A 15,683-nucleotide genomic window follows, 5' to 3' on the forward strand; every position below is an offset into this window, starting at 1 on the left:
AATCTGCTTTTTCAAGGACGCTTATCCCCATTGCACTGTTTTTGCGACCGGCTTTCCATCGTACTTACTCTTTTTTCATCGCAACCATGAAAAGACGCGGGAAGGCGAGCAGAACCTGACCATCGGCCTGAGCCGGATAGGCGGTAAGCAGACGCTGATGATAATCAGACAGAAAAGTCGTCTGTTCAGACGCATCCAGCGTCGCCAGGAAAGGCCGTAAGCCCGTCGCCTGCAGCCAGCTGATAATCGCCTGCGCATCGGCCATTACGTGATAGTAGGTGGTACGCCAGATATCCACCTCACAACCGGCCTGCACCAGCAGATTGTAGTACTCGCCTGTGGAAAGCAGCTCTGTACGTTCAACTGCACTGGCATTGATACGTGAACGCCAGCGATCCATTGCCGCCACCTCACGCATCAGTTGATGCGAGGGCTCATTGAGGTTATCAGGCATCTGGATAGCCAGCACGCCTCCGATCGCCAGCTGGCTGACAAGATGAGGAAACAGCAGGGTGTGGTTGTCGAGCCATTGCAGAGAAGCGTTGGCATAAATAACCTGCTGCGGCGCCTCTGCCTGCCAGCTGCGAATGTCTGCCTGAACAAAACGGCAGTGCGGCAGGCGTTCGCTGGCCTGAGATAACATCGCCGCTGAACTGTCGAGTCCGGTGACCTGCGCCAGCGGCCAGGTATCGGCGAGCAGCTCGGTACTGTTGCCGGGCCCGCATCCCAGATCGGTTACCTGCTCAACCTGTTCCAGGCTAATGCGCGCCAGCAATTCGCGGGCTGGACGGGTTCGTTCCGCTTCAAATTTACGATACAGCACAGGATCCCACTCTTTCATCATGACCTCTCGCTCAGTTATCAGATGCATCCGCTTACTGAGACGGATGAAAGACGAAAAAGTGCGACACGTTGCTCACTTTTGAATCATGTGCTGGCAGAGACGGACTGCAATAATTAAGTTAAAACACCGTTTCATTTTTTAACGCCTCATCCAGGAGTTCGCTATGAGTGAAAAATCGGCTTTTGCCGGCGTCTGGTGCCCTAGCGTCACCCCGTTCAATGCGCAGGGTGAACTCGATATCGACGCGCTCGGACGACATTTTGCCCGCCTCAATGATTCCGGTCTGGATACCTTGTTGGTGATGGGCAGCATTGGTGAATTCGCCTCACTGACACAGCAGGAGCGTTTACAGCTGATCAGGGAAGCCAGGCCGTTGTCACCCCTAAAAATGGTGGCGAATGTCTCGGCGACCTGTATCCCTGACATGCTGGAACTGACTGAAGCCGCCTGGAAAAATAACTTTGACGCAGTGATGGTGCTGCCGCCCTACTATTACGGCCAGACGCAACAGCAGCTGATGCACTACTTCGAGGCACTTGACGCGCAGCTTGGGGGAAAATGGTTTGCCTATAATTTTCCGGCACGCACCGGCTGTGATTTGACGCCGGCGCTGATTGCCGCGCTGGCAGCAAAGTTACCTAACTTTATGGGTATCAAAGATACGGTGGATTGCCTGTCGCATAACCGGGCGATGATTGAGGAGACCAGCAAAGTGCGCAGTGATTTCGCCGTGTTGTCAGGCTATGACGAATATCTGCTTCCCAATCTGCTGGCGGGCGGCGCCGGGGTGATTTCAGGTCTGAATAATCTTGTGCCAGAGTACTTTGCGCAGATGATGGCCGCGTGGCGAAATGGCAATCTGTCTGAGCTGACGCGTCTGCAGCAGCAGATCGGCAGGCTGATGGCAATTTACAGTATTGGCGATGATTTTGTGACAACGATTAAGACGGCCGTAGCACGTCGTTATGACTCAATGAACAGCGCCTCACGCAACTACGGTGGTGCGCTGAATGCGGAACAGTGTGCCGCGATCGATCGGCTTTTCAGCTAATAGAATAACGGGCGCATCCCTGCGCCCCGGATCTCAGTTCTTTTTCACGAACTCAGATTTCAATTTCATCTGACCAAAACCGTCAATTTTACAATCGATGTTGTGATCCCCTTCCACCAGACGGATGCTTTTCACTTTGGTGCCAATCTTCAGCGATGAGGAGCTGCCCTTCACCTTGAGATCTTTAATCACCGTGACGCTGTCGCCATCTGCCAGCAGATTGCCATTGGCATCACGCACTTCCAGCGATCCGTTGCTGCTGTCCCCCTCTCCTTCGGTCCAGATATGACCGCAGGAGGGGCAGTTGAGGTTATCGCCATCTTGCCAGGTGTAATCGGCGTGACAAGCTGGGCAGGCAGGTAAAGACATAACGACTCCAGAGATATCAGTGGCTGTGTGGCCTGAAAAAGGGCGTCATCATATAACCTTACAGTTAACAAGGATAGCCTTTATAACAGGCCACCCTGCCGTGCCTTGCTCACCGCCTCACCCAGCTGCCACACCGCCATCGCATAATGGGTGCTGTGGTTGTAGCGGGTAATGACATAGAAATTCGGTAAGCCGTACCAGTACTGGTAGCTGGTGCCTAAGTCGAGGCGCAGCAGACTGACCTGATCGTTTCCGTCCAGCGATCCCTGTGGTGACAGGCCTGACGCCGCCAGCATGCTCACGCTGTAACGGGTTTTGAAGCCATCTTCCAGCATCGGTGCCTGACCGCTGGCCGGAACCGCCACATTTTCGCCGCTGCGCCAGCCGTGCTTCTGGAAGTAGTGCGCCACGCTGCCGATAGCATCCTCCGGATCCCACAGGTTTGCGTGACCGTCGCCGTTGAAGTCAACCGCATAATCATTGTAAGACGACGGCATAAACTGGCCATAGCCCATTGCCCCGGCGAAGGAGCCTTTGAGCGCCAGCGGGTCATCCTGCTCTTTACGCGACATCAGAAGGAAGGTTTCCAGCTCGCTGCTGAAGTACTCGGCGCGGCGCGGATAGTTAAACGATAAGGTTGCAAGCGCATCCAGGATCCGCGTTTTCCCCATTACGCGACCCCAGCGGGTTTCCACGCCAATGATGCCGACAATAATTTCTGGCGGCACGCCATAGACCTGCTGCGCACGTTGCAGCGCATCCTGATACTGGTTCCAGAACGCCACACCGTTTTGTACGTTATCGGGCGTAATAAACTTGTTACGGTAGCGGATCCAGGCGCCGTTAGGTCCCGGCGCAGGCGTGTAGCTCGGCGCCTGACGATCCATCAGCCGCAGCACATAATCCAGTCGCTTAGCCTGACCGATGATGTTGTGCAGCTGCTCACGATCAAAGTCATGCTTCTCCACCATCTTATCAATAAATTGCTCTGCTGCCGGATTACCGGCGAAGTCGCCGAACATCGCCTGTCCGCTGTGGGACGGCTGCAGTAAAAAACCGCCCTGTGGTGCAGCCAGCATCTTCTGCTGGGACGGAACTTCAGGTTTGCTGCTGCAGGAGGCCAGAAGCGGGATGAACGCAAGGAGGGCTAACTTGAGACGCATCGGTTATCCATAAACGAGGGGTAAATTCAGATGCGGTAATAGTAGTCGTTCAGCGCAGTGACATACAGTCCGGAATCTTAAAAAAACGTCAACGCCGCAGTGGTTCAAACAGGGCTGCGGGGCGGTGTCTCACCCGCAGCCCTGAGCGTTTAGCGGCGGTTTCTCACCAGCTGATAACGACGGGTCAGATACTCAACCGGCGCGCTCCAGATATGCACCAGTCGGCAGAACGGGAACAGCAGGAACAGCGTCATGCCCAGCACCATGTGCACGCGGTAGATAAACGCCACGCCTTCCAGATGCTGCGACGCGCCACCGTGGAAGGTCACCACTGCCTGAGTCCAGCCCACCAGCTTCATCATCTCACTGCCGTCCATATGCTGAGCGGAGAACGGAATGGTCAGCAGGCCCAGCGTGGCCTGAGCCACCAGCAGTGTCAGGATCAGAATGTCGCCGACGCTACTGGTGGCCCGCACCCGAGGATTGGTCAGACGGCGCTTCAGCAGCAGCGCGCCACCCGCCAGCGTCAATGCACCAAACAGGCCTCCGGCTATCATCGCCAGCTTCTGCTTCACGTCGATTGGCAGGAACGATTCATACATCCAGTGCGGCGTCAGCATCCCGACAATATGGCCGAAGAAAATACCGATGATGCCGATATGGAACAGGTTAGAGGCAAGACGCATTCCTTTTTTGTCCAGCATCTGACTGGAGCCGGCCCGCCAGCTGTACTGCCCATAGTCATAGCGCAGCCAGCTCCCCATCAGGAAGACCGTTCCGGCGAGATAGGGGTAAATATCGAAGAAAAAAGTGTTAATAAAATTCATGCTGATTCTCCCGTGCTGCGCGCCGTCGCCGCGGCAATATCCAGATACTGCGGCGCAACCGCATCGGCGAAGCGACGCTGATGCATCGCCTGCTGCGCCGAGGCGCAACCCTGTTCGCCGAGAAATTTAATCTGCTCCTCTTCCCAGACCGCATCCAGTGCTGTCGGGGTATCGTCCCGCGCTTCCTGCGCCACCTGGGGCTTGAGGGCCGCAGGATCGACCGCGCTACCGGATAGCGTCAGTAACACCCTGAAAAGGTCAGCATAAGGACTCTGACGCGCTTCCAGCCGCGCAGCCAGCAAAGCCAGGATCGGCACGATGTCATCCAGCCCCTGACGCGCGGCTTCATCGCTTTTACAGGCGAGATATTCCAGGTAGAGCGGCAGATAATCGGGCAACTCTTTGCTGTCCAGCTCCAGACCGTCGGCCCGGTACTGTTCAAGCAGATCGACCATCGCCTGACCGCGATCGCGGGATTCTCCGTGTACATGTTCAAACAGCAGCAGCGAGGTGGCGCGGCCGCGATCAAACAGCTCGCAGTAATCAGCCTGCACATCCAGTATTGGCCGGGCGCAGAACTCATGGATAAAGCGCACCAGCCGTGCGCTCTGCTGCAGGTTAAGTTCACTGGCCTCTTCCAGTGCCGCAATCAGGTCGGGATAGTGCGTAAACAACGCCTCGTCCGGGTAGTCCAGCAGGCGTGACAGAACACGCAGCGTCATCATGAGGCCTCCTCGGGACGGCTGGTTTTTTTGCTGACATCGATGGCATCAATACGCCGGCTGTTGAACAGATTGAATTTGGTGTCACTGCCGTGGCAGCCATCGCCAAAGCTAAAACCGCAGCCTTTGCTTTCCGGGAAGGCTTCACGCGCCAGTTCGCGGTGGCTGGAGGGCACCACAAAGCGATCTTCATAGTTTGCGATCGCCAGATAGCGGTACATCTCCTGCGCCTGCGCTTCGGTCAGACCGACCTGCTCCAGCGCCCGGATATCATGCTCACCGTCCACACTTTCTGCGCGCTTGTAATGGCGCATCGCCAGCATGCGTTTCAGCGCCAGCAACACCGGTGCGGTGTCACCCGCGGTCAGCAGGTTCGCCAGGTACTCAACCGGAATGCGCAGGCTTTCCACATCAGGCAGCACGCCGGTGTGCGCCAGCGCCCCACCATCCACCACCGACTGAATCGGTGACAACGGCGGCACATACCAGACCATCGGCAGCGTGCGGTATTCAGGATGAAGCGGCAGCGCCAGCTTCCACTCCATCGCCATTTTATAAACCGGGGATCGCTGTGCTGCGTCGATCACGCTCTGCGCGAGGCCATCTTTCAGCGCCTGCGCAATCACCACGGGATCGTTAGGATCAAGGAAGATATCCAGCTGGCTCTGATAGAGATCTTTCTCGTTTTCTGCGGCGGCAGCCTCTTCAATGCGGTCAGCGTCATAGAGCAGCACGCCGAGGTAGCGAATACGGCCAACACAGGTTTCTGAGCAGACGGTGGGCTGACCCGCTTCGATACGTGGATAACAGAAAATACATTTTTCTGATTTGCCGCTTTTCCAGTTGAAGTAGATCTTCTTGTACGGACAGCCGGTCAGGCACATGCGCCAGCCGCGACATTTATCCTGGTCGATCAGCACGATGCCATCTTCGCCGCGCTTGTAGATCGCGCCGCTGGGACAGGTCGCCACACATGCTGGATTAAGGCAGTGCTCACACAGGCGTGGCAGGTACATCATGAAGGTGTGTTCAAACTGGCCGTAAATCTCCTTCTGGATGTTATCGAAGTTCTTATCCTGTGCGCGTTTGGCAAACTCGCCGCCGAGGATCTCTTCCCAGTTCGGGCCGTTTTCGATCTTTTTCATCCGCTGACCGGTGATCAGCGAGCGCGGACGTGCGATCGGCTGATGTTTACCGGCCGGCGCAGTGTGCAGATGCTGATAATCGAAATCGAACGGCTCGTAATAATCATCCAGCGCCGGCACATCCGGGTTGGCGAAGATCTTCGACAGCAGGCCGACGCGACTGCCCATACGCGGTTCCAGCTTGCCGTTGATCTTACGGATCCAGCCACCCTTCCACTTCTGCTGATCTTCCCAGGCGTGCGGATAGCCGACGCCAGGTTTACTTTCGACGTTGTTGAACCAGGCGTATTCCATGCCCTCGCGGCTGGTCCAGACATTTTTACAGGTCACCGAACAGGTGTGGCAGCCGATACATTTGTCGAGGTTCAGCACCATGCCGACCTGTGAACGAATTTTCATGGTTTTACCTCCTGCTGGCTGCCCTGGCAGGCATCGTTGCCTTCCCCATCTAACCAGTTAACGTTGTTCATTTTTCTCACCACCACGAATTCATCGCGGTTGGAGCCGACAGTGCCGTAGTAGTTAAAGCCCCAGGAGAGCTGCGCATAGCCGCCGATCATATGGGTCGGTTTCGGGCAGGTTCGCGTCACCGAGTTATGAATACCGCCGCGCTGGCTGGTGATCTCCGAGCCGGGGATATTCACGATGCGCTCCTGGGCGTGATACATCATGGTCATACCGGCCGGGATGCGCTGGCTCACGACCGCACGCGCAGTCAGCGCGCCGTTGGCGTTGAACGCCTCGATCCAGTCGTTATCCACAATGCCCAGCTCGCGGGCGTCATCTTCACTCATCCAGACGATGGGTCCGCCACGTGACAGCGTCAGCATCAGCAGGTTGTCGCTGTAGGTTGAGTGAATGCCCCACTTCTGGTGTGGCGTCAGGAAGTTCAGCGCCTTCTCCGGATTACCGTTGGGCTTGCTGTTCAGCAACGGCTTCGCCGCGCGGGTATCAATGGGCGGACGATAGACCATCAGGCTTTCCCCGAAGGCGCGCATCCACTCATGATCCTGATAAAGCTGCTGACGGCCACTCAGGGTGCGCCACGGGATCAGCTCATGAACGTTGGTGTAGCAGGCGTTGTAAGAAACGTGTTCATCTTCAAGACCTGACCAGGTCGGACTGGAGATAATTTTGCGCGGCTGCGCCTGGATATCGCGGAAGCGGATTTTCTCGTCTTCTTTGTTGAGTGCCAGATGCGTGTGGTCACGACCCGTAATAGCGCCCAGCGCCTGCCAGGCTTTCACCGCCACCTGACCATTGGTTTCCGGTGCCAGCGCCAGGATCACTTCTGCTGCATCGATCGCCGTGTCGATATTCGGCCGTCCCGCCGCCGGGCCATCCGCTTTGACGTAGTTCAGCTGCCTGAGGAAATCGACCTCTTTGCTGGTGTTCCAGCTGATGCCTTTGCCGCCGTTACCCAGGCTATCCAGCAACGGTCCCAGCGAGGTAAAGCGCGCCCAGGTCGCCGGATAGTCGCGCTCGACCACCATAATATGTGGCGCGGTTTTGCCTGGAATCAGGTCGCACTCCCCTTTTTTCCACTCTTTTGCCTCAAACGGCTGCGCCAGTTCGGCTGGCGAATCATGCAATACCGGCAGCGTAACCACGTCAGTTTCAACGCCTAAATGGCCAGGGCAGAGATCGGAGAAAGCTTTGGCAATGCCTTTATAGATCTCCCAGTCGCTTTTTGAATCCCAGGCAGGATCGACAGCAGCCGAAAGCGGATGAATAAACGGATGCATATCCGAGGTATTCATATCGTCTTTTTCATACCAGGTGGCGGTAGGCAACACCACGTCGGAATAGAGACAGGTGCTCGACATGCGGAAGTCGAGTGTGACCACCAGATCCAGTTTGCCTTCGGCGCCCTGGTCCAGCCATTCCACTTCTTCGGGCTTAACGCGACCCTGCTGGCCCAAATCTTTGCCCTGAATACCGTTTTCGGTACCCAGCAGGTATTTCAGCATGTACTCATGCCCTTTACCGGACGAGCCAAGCAGATTGGAACGCCAGACAAACAGGTTGCGCGGGAAGTTCTGCGGATCGTCCGGCTGTTCAGCGGCGAACCGCATGGTGCCCTGCTTCAGGCTCTCCACGGTATAATCCAGCGTTGACTGACCGGCGGCTTTCGCCTGCGCCGCGATGTGCAGCGGGTTGACGTTAAGCTGAGGTGCGGACGGCAGCCAGCCCATACGTTCGGACCGTACGTTAAGGTCGATCAGGCTGCCGCTGTAGCGGCTTTTGTCCGCCAGCGGTGACAGCAGTTCGCTGGTGGCCAGGGTTTCATAGCGCCACTGACTGGAGTGGTTATAGAAGAAGGAGGTGCTGTTCATCTGACGTGGCGGACGCTGCCAGTCAAGTCCAAAGGCCAGCGGGGCCCAGCCGGTCTGCGGACGGAGTTTTTCCTGGCCGACATAGTGCGCCCAGCCACCCCCGCTCTGCCCTACACAGCCGCAGAAAATCAGCATGTTCATCAGGCCACGATAGTTCATGTCCATGTGATACCAGTGGTTCATACCGGCACCGACGATGATCATTGAACGGCCACGGGTTTTCTCAGCGTTTTCGGCAAACTCACGGGCAATGCGTATGATGTTCTGACGGGAGACGCCCGTAATCTGCTCCGCCCAGGCCGGGCTATAGGCCTTGATCTCATCGTAGTTTTGCGCGCAGTTGGCATCACCCAGACCGCGCTCCAGACCATAGTTTGCCAGGGTCAGGTCGTAAACGCTGGTGACCAGCGCTTCGCTGCCATCGGCCAGCTGCAGGCGTTTCACTGGCAGTTTGTGCAGCAGGATCTCATCCAGTGCGACGCTGTTGAAATGCTCGCTGGTGATGCCGCCAAAATAAGGGAAACCGACCTCAACCACCTCATCGTGGCTGCCGAGCAGACTAAGCTGCAGCTCCACTTCTTTTTGTGACAGGCCGTCGCGCTGCTCCAGGTTCCATTTGCCTTTTTCGCCCCAGCGGAAACCAATAGAGCCCTGCGGCGCAACCAGTTCACCGGTCGCCTGATCCAGCGCCACGGTTTTCCATTCCGGGTTATTTTCCTGACCCAGACCATCCACCAGATCGCTGGCGCGCAGCTGACGGCCTGCCGCGAAATAGCCGCCCTCGCGTGGTTCCAGCATGACCAGCATCGGCATATCGGTATAACGGCGCACGTAGTCGCGGAAATAGCCAACCTCGCGATCAAGATGAAACTCTTTCAGCATCACATGGCCCATTGCCAGCGCCATCGCGCTGTCGGTGCCCTGCTTCGGACTCAGCCACTGATCGCACAGCTTCGCGACTTCAGCGTAGTCCGGGGTGATCGCCACGATTTTCGTCCCTTTGTAGCGGACTTCAGTGAAGAAGTGGGCGTCCGGGGTACGGGTCTGCGGCACGTTAGAGCCCCAGGCGATGATGTAAGAGGAGTTGTACCAGTCAGCCGATTCCGGCACGTCGGTCTGCTCGCCCCAGGTCATCGGCGACGCTGGCGGCAGGTCACAATACCAGTCGTAAAAGCTCAGGCAGGTACCACCAATCAGCGACAGGTAACGTGCGCCTGCCGCATAAGAGACCATCGACATCGCCGGAATCGGCGAGAATCCGACAATGCGGTCAGGGCCGTACGTTTTCGCGGTGCAGATGTTCGCGGCGGCGATCATCTCATTGACTTCCTGCCAGCTGGAACGGACAAAGCCCCCGCGGCCACGCGCCTGCTTATAGCTTTTTGCTTTTTCCGGATTGCTAATGATGGATGCCCAGGCCTCCACCGGATCGCTGTGCTGCGCTTTCGCGTCGCGCCACAACTGAATCAGCTTCTTGCGCATCAGCGGATATTTCAGGCGATTAGCGCTGTAGAGATACCAGGAGTAGCTGGCACCGCGTGGACAACCGCGCGGCTCATGGTTGGGCAGATCGGGACGGGTGCGCGGATAGTCGGTCTGCTGGGTTTCCCAGGTGACCAGACCGTTTTTCACATAGATTTTCCAGCTGCATGAGCCGGTACAGTTAACACCGTGGGTAGAGCGCACGATTTTATCGTGCTGCCAGCGGCTGCGGTAGCCATCCTCCCAGTCGCGGTTGCTGTTTAACGTCTGTCCATGCTGACCCGAAAAGGGCTCTGCCAGCTGTTTAAAATAACGAAATCGATCAAGAAACTTGCTCATCCGGAATACTCCTGAAGGCCTGGTATGACATTGCTGACCCTGCATCTGTCGCGACACAGAAAGTAAAATTTTGCCGATGCGTCACACCGGCTTAGTTGTTATCAGGTGCGTGCTTTTCGTCCGTAAACCACCCAGGTCACCGCGATGCAGCAGAGGTAAAAGACCAGGAAGATTTTCATCGCGCCTGCGGGTGAACCGGTCATGGCGAGCGACAGGCCAAAGGTCTGGGGAATAAAGAAACCGCCCAGCGCACCAATCGCGGAGATAAAGCCGAGCGCCGCCGACGTTTCTGTTGCCGCTTCGCGCTGTGCCAGTGCATCGTCGCCGCCCTCCGTTTTGATACGGTCCAGCGTGAGATTACGGAAGAGCACGGCGATCATCTGGTAGGTGGAACCACTGCCCAGACCCGCGGTCAGGAACAGGCCCATAAACACGGCGAAGAAGGCGATAAACGAACCCGCCTGTCCGGCATCTGGCAGCGTCAGGAACAGCAGCGCGGTAAACAGCGCCATCAGGATGTAGTTGACCAGCGTGACGCGGGTGCCGCCGAGACGGTCAGAGATGATGCCACCTGCTGAACGGGCCAGCGCGCCAATCAGCGGGCCGAAAAAGGCGTAATGCATGATCACAACATCAGGGAATTGCGTCTTCGCCAGCATGGCAAAACCGGCCGAGAAACCGATAAATGAACCGAAGGTCGCCAGATAGAGCAATGCCATAACCCACAGGTGTGGACGTTTCAGCACCGGCAACTGTTCACGCAGCGAGGATTTCGCCGCTGCCAGGTCGTTCATGCCAAACCAGGCCGCCAGCGTGCCAATCGCCAGAAACGGCACCCATATCCAGGCCGCATTTTCCAGCCATATGCTGTCGCCGGTGACGGTAGTATGGCCTGTATCCGCAAAACCAAAAATGGCGCAGGAGATGACCAGCGGTGCAACAAACTGCATCACGCTGACGCCCAGATTACCCAGACCGCCGTTGATGCCCAGCGCGCCGCCCTGACGGGCTTTGGGGAAGAAGAAGCTGATGTTGCCCATGCTTGAAGCGAAGTTAGCACCGCCAAAACCGCACAGCAGAGCAATCACCATAAAAGTGGTGAATGAAGTCTGGCTGTCCTGTACAGCAAAACCAAGCCACAGACAGGGAATGATCAGGATGCCAGTGCTGAAGGCTGTCCAGCGGCGTCCGCCAAAGATGGGAATAACAAAAGAGTAAGGAACACGCAGCAAGGCGCCGGAGACCGACGGCAGTGCGGTCAGTAAAAAGAGCTGTTCGGTGCTGAAATTAAAGCCCACTTTATTGAGGTTAACCGCGACGGTGCTGAACAACATCCAGACACAGAAACCCTGCAACAGGCAGAAAACAGAAATCCACAGGTTACGGCTGGCGATACGCTTACCGCACGCCTGCCAGAACGCCTCGTTTTCCGGCTGCCAGTCCTGAATTAATGCGCCGCGCATCGGAGTTTGCAAAGGAGCGGATTGGGTCATAAATTTCTCATCAGCAGAATAATAATTGTGCATATCCTGCGTATCCGGCCTGGCGGCTTGCTTGATACAAATCAACGGTAATGCAGGTTATAAAAGTGGGGTAATCCCTGACCATCCCGGTTAAGTAGTTAGCTGGCTGCTTATAATCCTTATAAATCATGCGGTTTAATGGCAGCCGCAAGCGCCGTCAGCAAAAGGGTGTCTGAATGGAAATAAAGGAGTAGTCCATAAGGGGTATATAGCGACCGGGCTTCCCCGTTAAGATAGGCATTGTCGCCTGCTGGGGCTGACGCAGATGACAGCAACAGGAGCCATAGTGACGGACGGGAAATTTACGCTTTTATTGATCGATGACCATCCCATGCTGCGTAGCGGACTGAAGCAGCTGATTGCGCTGGATGAGCGACTGCAGGTCGTTGCCGAAGCGGGTAATGGCATTGATGGCCTGGCGCTGGCACAGCTGCACGATCCCGATCTGATCCTGCTTGATCTCAATATGCCAGGCCTGAACGGACTGGATACGCTGACCCAGCTGCGTGAAATCGCCCTCTCTGGCCGGGTAGTGGTATTTAGCGTTTCAGATAATGAAGAGGATGTGATCAGCGCGCTGAAACGCGGCGCTGATGGATATCTGCTGAAAGACATGGAACCGGAAGCCTTGTTGAAAGCGCTGCATCAGGCGGCTGCCGGACAGATCGTGCTGAGCGAAGCGTTGACGCCGATTCTGGTCGCCCGATTACGCGAAGCGCAGCCTGGTCAGACACGCGACATTAATCAGCTGACCCGGCGCGAACGCGAGATCCTGCAACTGATCAGCGACGGCATGACCAACAAAGCCATCGCCCGCAAACTGGACATCAGTGAAAGTACGGTCAAGGTCCACGTCAAATACCTGCTGAAGAAAATGAACCTTAAGTCGCGACTTGAAGCCGCCGTCTGGGCGCTGCAAAACGGGCTGCACTGATCTGCAACACGCCCTGATGCGGCGTGTTGCCGCCCTGCCCGCCGAAAGCTGTCGCAGAAACCGCGAGCTGTCTCGCAGCCCCACATCAGAATCAGGAAACCAGGTACTTTTCTGTCGCCAATCGCCGCCACATTTGTCAGGATGCCAGCCAGGTTATACCCGGTCAGGATCGGGGTGATTATCAGGCTGGCATATGCACTGCCCTATTCGTTATCATCTGATCATCCAGCGCGCCTGGAATCCTTTCGGTTTCATGGGCGTTGATCGCCAGAAATTTACCGCATTACAGATGAGCTAAAACCTTATGCAAGAGCCAACCGAAAAGGACTTTCCTTCTCACACACCCATGATGCAGCAGTACCTGCGCCTCAAGGCAGAGCATCCTGACATTCTGCTGTTTTACCGTATGGGTGACTTCTACGAGCTGTTTTATGACGACGCAAAGCGCGCCTCTCAGCTGCTGGAGATTTCACTCACTAAACGCGGTGCGTCAGCAGGTGAACCGATCCCGATGGCTGGCGTGCCCTATCATGCGGTTGAAGGTTATCTGGCCAAACTGGTGCAGCTGGGCGAGTCTGTGGCCATCTGTGAGCAGATAGGCGATCCGGCACTAAGCAAAGGCCCGGTTGAACGCAAAGTGGTGCGAATCGTCACGCCAGGCACCATCAGTGACGAGGCACTGCTGCAGGAGCGGCACGACAATCTGCTGGCCGCGATCGTGCAAAGCCCGCGCGGTTTTGGCTACGCCACGCTGGATATCAGTTCAGGCCGTTTCCGCCTGAGCGAGCCTGCCGATGCAGAAACCATGGCGGCAGAGCTGCAGCGTACCAATCCCGCTGAACTGCTCTACCCCGAAGATTTTCAGGCGATGTCGCTGATTGATCAGCGACGTGGCCTGCGCCGCCGTCCGCTGTGGGAGTTTGAAATTGACACCGCGCGTCAGCAGCTGAACCTGCAATTTGGGACGCGCGACCTCAATGGCTTCGGCGTGGAGAACGCGCATCTCGGACTGAGTGCAGCGGGCTGCCTGCTGCAATATGTCAAAGATACCCAGCGCACTACACTGCCCCATATCCGCTCGCTGAGCATGGAGCGGCAGCAGGACAGCATCATCATGGATGCCGCCACCCGCCGTAATCTGGAGATCACCCAGAACCTGGCCGGCGGCACCGACAACACCTTAGCGGCCGTGCTGGATAAAACCGTCACGCCGATGGGCAGCCGGATGCTGAAGCGCTGGCTGCATATGCCGTTGCGCGATGCGCGCATCATCAACCAGCGTCAGGAGTCGATTGCTGAGCTGCAAAATCTCAGCGACGTATTGCAGCCAGTGCTGCGTCAGGTCGGCGATCTTGAGCGAATCCTGGCCCGCCTGGCGCTGCGTACAGCTCGTCCGCGCGATCTGGCCCGCATGCGTCATGCGTTTCAGCAACTGCCAGAACTGAACCAGCTGCTGGCCGATGTCGAAGCCCCGCAGCTGCAGAAACTGCGCGCGCAGATGGGCGAGTTCACCGCGTTACGTGAGCTGCTGGAGCAGGCGGTGATTGAATCACCGCCTGTGCTGATCCGTGACGGCGGAGTGATTGCGCCCGGTTATAACGCAGAGCTGGATGAGTGGCGTGCGCTGGCCGATGGCGCAACCGACTATCTTGACCGTCTTGAGATTCGCGAACGCGAAAAGCTGGGACTGGATACCCTTAAAGTCGGCTTTAACGGTGTGCATGGCTACTACATCCAGGTCAGCCGAGGACAGAGTCATCAGGTTCCGATGCACTATGTCCGTCGTCAGACGCTGAAAAACGCTGAGCGCTACATCATTCCGGAACTGAAAGAGTACGAAGACAAGGTCCTCACCTCGAAGGGCAAAGCGCTGTCGCTGGAGAAAAGTCTGTATGAGGCGCTGTTCGACCAGCTGCTGCCGCATCTGGAAGCGCTGCAGCTGAGTGCTGCCGCGCTGGCAGAACTGGATGTGTTGAGCAACCTGGCGGAACGCGCCTGGTCACTGAACTATTGCCGTCCGGTCTTGCAGGAAAAAGCCGGGATTAAAATCAGCGGGGGTCGCCATCCGGTGGTTGAACAGGTTCTGAAAGAGCCGTTTATTGCCAACCCGCTTTCTCTGGCACCCCAGCGCAGGATGTTAATCATTACCGGCCCAAACATGGGCGGTAAGAGTACCTATATGCGGCAGGCAGCGCTGATTGCGCTGATGGCATGGATCGGCAGTTTTGTTCCCGCCGATGAGACGCTGATTGGTCCGCTGGATCGCATCTTTACCCGAGTCGGTGCCGCAGACGATCTCGCTTCCGGGCGCTCGACCTTTATGGTTGAAATGACCGAAACCGCCAACATCCTGCACAACGCCACCGAAAACAGCCTGGTGCTGATGGATGAGATTGGGCGCGGAACCTCCACCTACGACGGTTTGTCGCTGGCCTGGGCCTGTGCCGAAAACCTGGCGAATCGCATCAAGGCGATGACACTGTTTGCCACCCACTACTTTGAGCTGACCACCCTGCCGGAAAAAATGGAAGGCGTGGTCAACGTCCATCTGGATGCGGTTGAGCACGGTGACACTATCGCCTTTATGCACAGCGTGCAGGAAGGGGCCGCGAGTAAGAGTTATGGTCTGGCGGTAGCAGCGCTAGCGGGCGTGCCTAAAGAGGTGATTAAGCGGGCGCGCAATAAGCTCAAAGAACTTGAGAACGTTTCAAACCATTCGGCTTCATCGACGGTCGATGGTTCTCAGCTGCCGCTGCTGGTTGAAGAGACCTCGCCTGCCGTGGAGGCGCTTGAGGCGCTGGATCCGGATACGCTGACACCGCGCCAGGCGCTCGACTGGATTTATCGTCTTAAATCGCTGGTCTGACAGTGTGGCGCACCGCGCGTTATTGCGCGGTGCGCCGTTAATCAACAGCAAAACTTTTCTGCAGACATAAAAAAAGCGATGG

Annotated in this window: 11 protein-coding genes; 3 read left to right on the forward strand and 8 right to left on the reverse strand. The window is 56.8% G+C overall.

Annotated elements, in window-relative coordinates; all coding sequences use genetic code 11:
• Positions 1-64: 64 nt before the first annotated feature.
• Complete coding sequence (gene tam / locus P2R09_RS19680; protein ID WP_275772817.1) at positions 65-841, reverse strand: trans-aconitate 2-methyltransferase; 777 nt, start codon at positions 839-841, stop codon at positions 65-67.
• A gap of 166 nt (positions 842-1,007) precedes the next feature.
• Here tam and P2R09_RS19685 point away from each other — a divergent pair, with 166 nt between their 5' ends.
• Entirely contained in the window at positions 1,008-1,895 is an 888-nt protein-coding gene (locus tag P2R09_RS19685) for a dihydrodipicolinate synthase family protein (protein ID WP_275772195.1), read from the forward strand.
• A gap of 33 nt (positions 1,896-1,928) precedes the next feature.
• Here P2R09_RS19685 and P2R09_RS19690 read toward each other — a convergent pair whose 3' ends face one another.
• From P2R09_RS19690 to P2R09_RS19720, 7 genes are all read right to left on the reverse strand, one after another.
• Entirely contained in the window at positions 1,929-2,264 is a 336-nt protein-coding gene (locus P2R09_RS19690) for a zinc ribbon domain-containing protein YjdM (protein ID WP_003849071.1), read from the reverse strand.
• A gap of 80 nt (positions 2,265-2,344) precedes the next feature.
• Positions 2,345-3,427 (reverse strand): lytic murein transglycosylase B, encoded by a 1,083-nt coding sequence (mltB, locus tag P2R09_RS19695; protein ID WP_003849072.1) that lies wholly within the window; start codon positions 3,425-3,427, stop codon positions 2,345-2,347.
• A 149-nt stretch (positions 3,428-3,576) separates the two neighbouring features.
• Positions 3,577-4,254 (reverse strand): respiratory nitrate reductase subunit gamma, encoded by a 678-nt coding sequence (narI, locus tag P2R09_RS19700; RefSeq protein ID WP_275772198.1) that lies wholly within the window; start codon positions 4,252-4,254, stop codon positions 3,577-3,579.
• Entirely contained in the window at positions 4,251-4,979 is a 729-nt protein-coding gene (narJ, locus tag P2R09_RS19705; RefSeq protein WP_275772200.1) for a nitrate reductase molybdenum cofactor assembly chaperone, read from the reverse strand. The genes narI and narJ overlap by 4 nt, the downstream gene beginning before the upstream one ends.
• The gene (gene narH, locus P2R09_RS19710) at positions 4,976-6,520 is read right to left on the reverse strand and encodes a nitrate reductase subunit beta (RefSeq protein WP_275772202.1); all 1,545 of its coding nucleotides are present in this window, start codon (positions 6,518-6,520) and stop codon (positions 4,976-4,978) included. The genes narJ and narH overlap by 4 nt, the downstream gene beginning before the upstream one ends.
• Positions 6,517-10,278, reverse strand: a complete 3,762-nt coding sequence (locus P2R09_RS19715; protein ID WP_275772204.1) for a nitrate reductase subunit alpha — start codon at positions 10,276-10,278, stop codon at positions 6,517-6,519. Before P2R09_RS19715 ends, narH begins: the two co-directional genes overlap by 4 nt.
• A gap of 101 nt (positions 10,279-10,379) precedes the next feature.
• Positions 10,380-11,771: a NarK family nitrate/nitrite MFS transporter gene (locus P2R09_RS19720; protein ID WP_275772206.1), complete on the reverse strand. Its 1,392-nt coding sequence runs from the start codon at positions 11,769-11,771 to the stop codon at positions 10,380-10,382.
• 295 nt (positions 11,772-12,066) lie between these two features.
• Here P2R09_RS19720 and narL point away from each other — a divergent pair, with 295 nt between their 5' ends.
• Positions 12,067-12,735 (forward strand): two-component system response regulator NarL, encoded by a 669-nt coding sequence (gene narL / locus P2R09_RS19725; RefSeq protein WP_275772208.1) that lies wholly within the window; start codon positions 12,067-12,069, stop codon positions 12,733-12,735.
• Between the two features lie 304 nt (positions 12,736-13,039).
• Positions 13,040-15,601 carry a DNA mismatch repair protein MutS gene (gene mutS / locus P2R09_RS19730; RefSeq protein ID WP_008927102.1) on the forward strand — a complete coding sequence of 854 codons (2,562 nt, stop codon included), beginning with the start codon at positions 13,040-13,042 and terminating at the stop codon, positions 15,599-15,601.
• Positions 15,602-15,683: the final 82 nt, after the last annotated feature.

This window comes from Pantoea sp. Cr_R13 (assembly GCF_029222565.1).
GTDB lineage: Bacteria > Pseudomonadota > Gammaproteobacteria > Enterobacterales > Enterobacteriaceae > Pantoea > Pantoea eucalypti.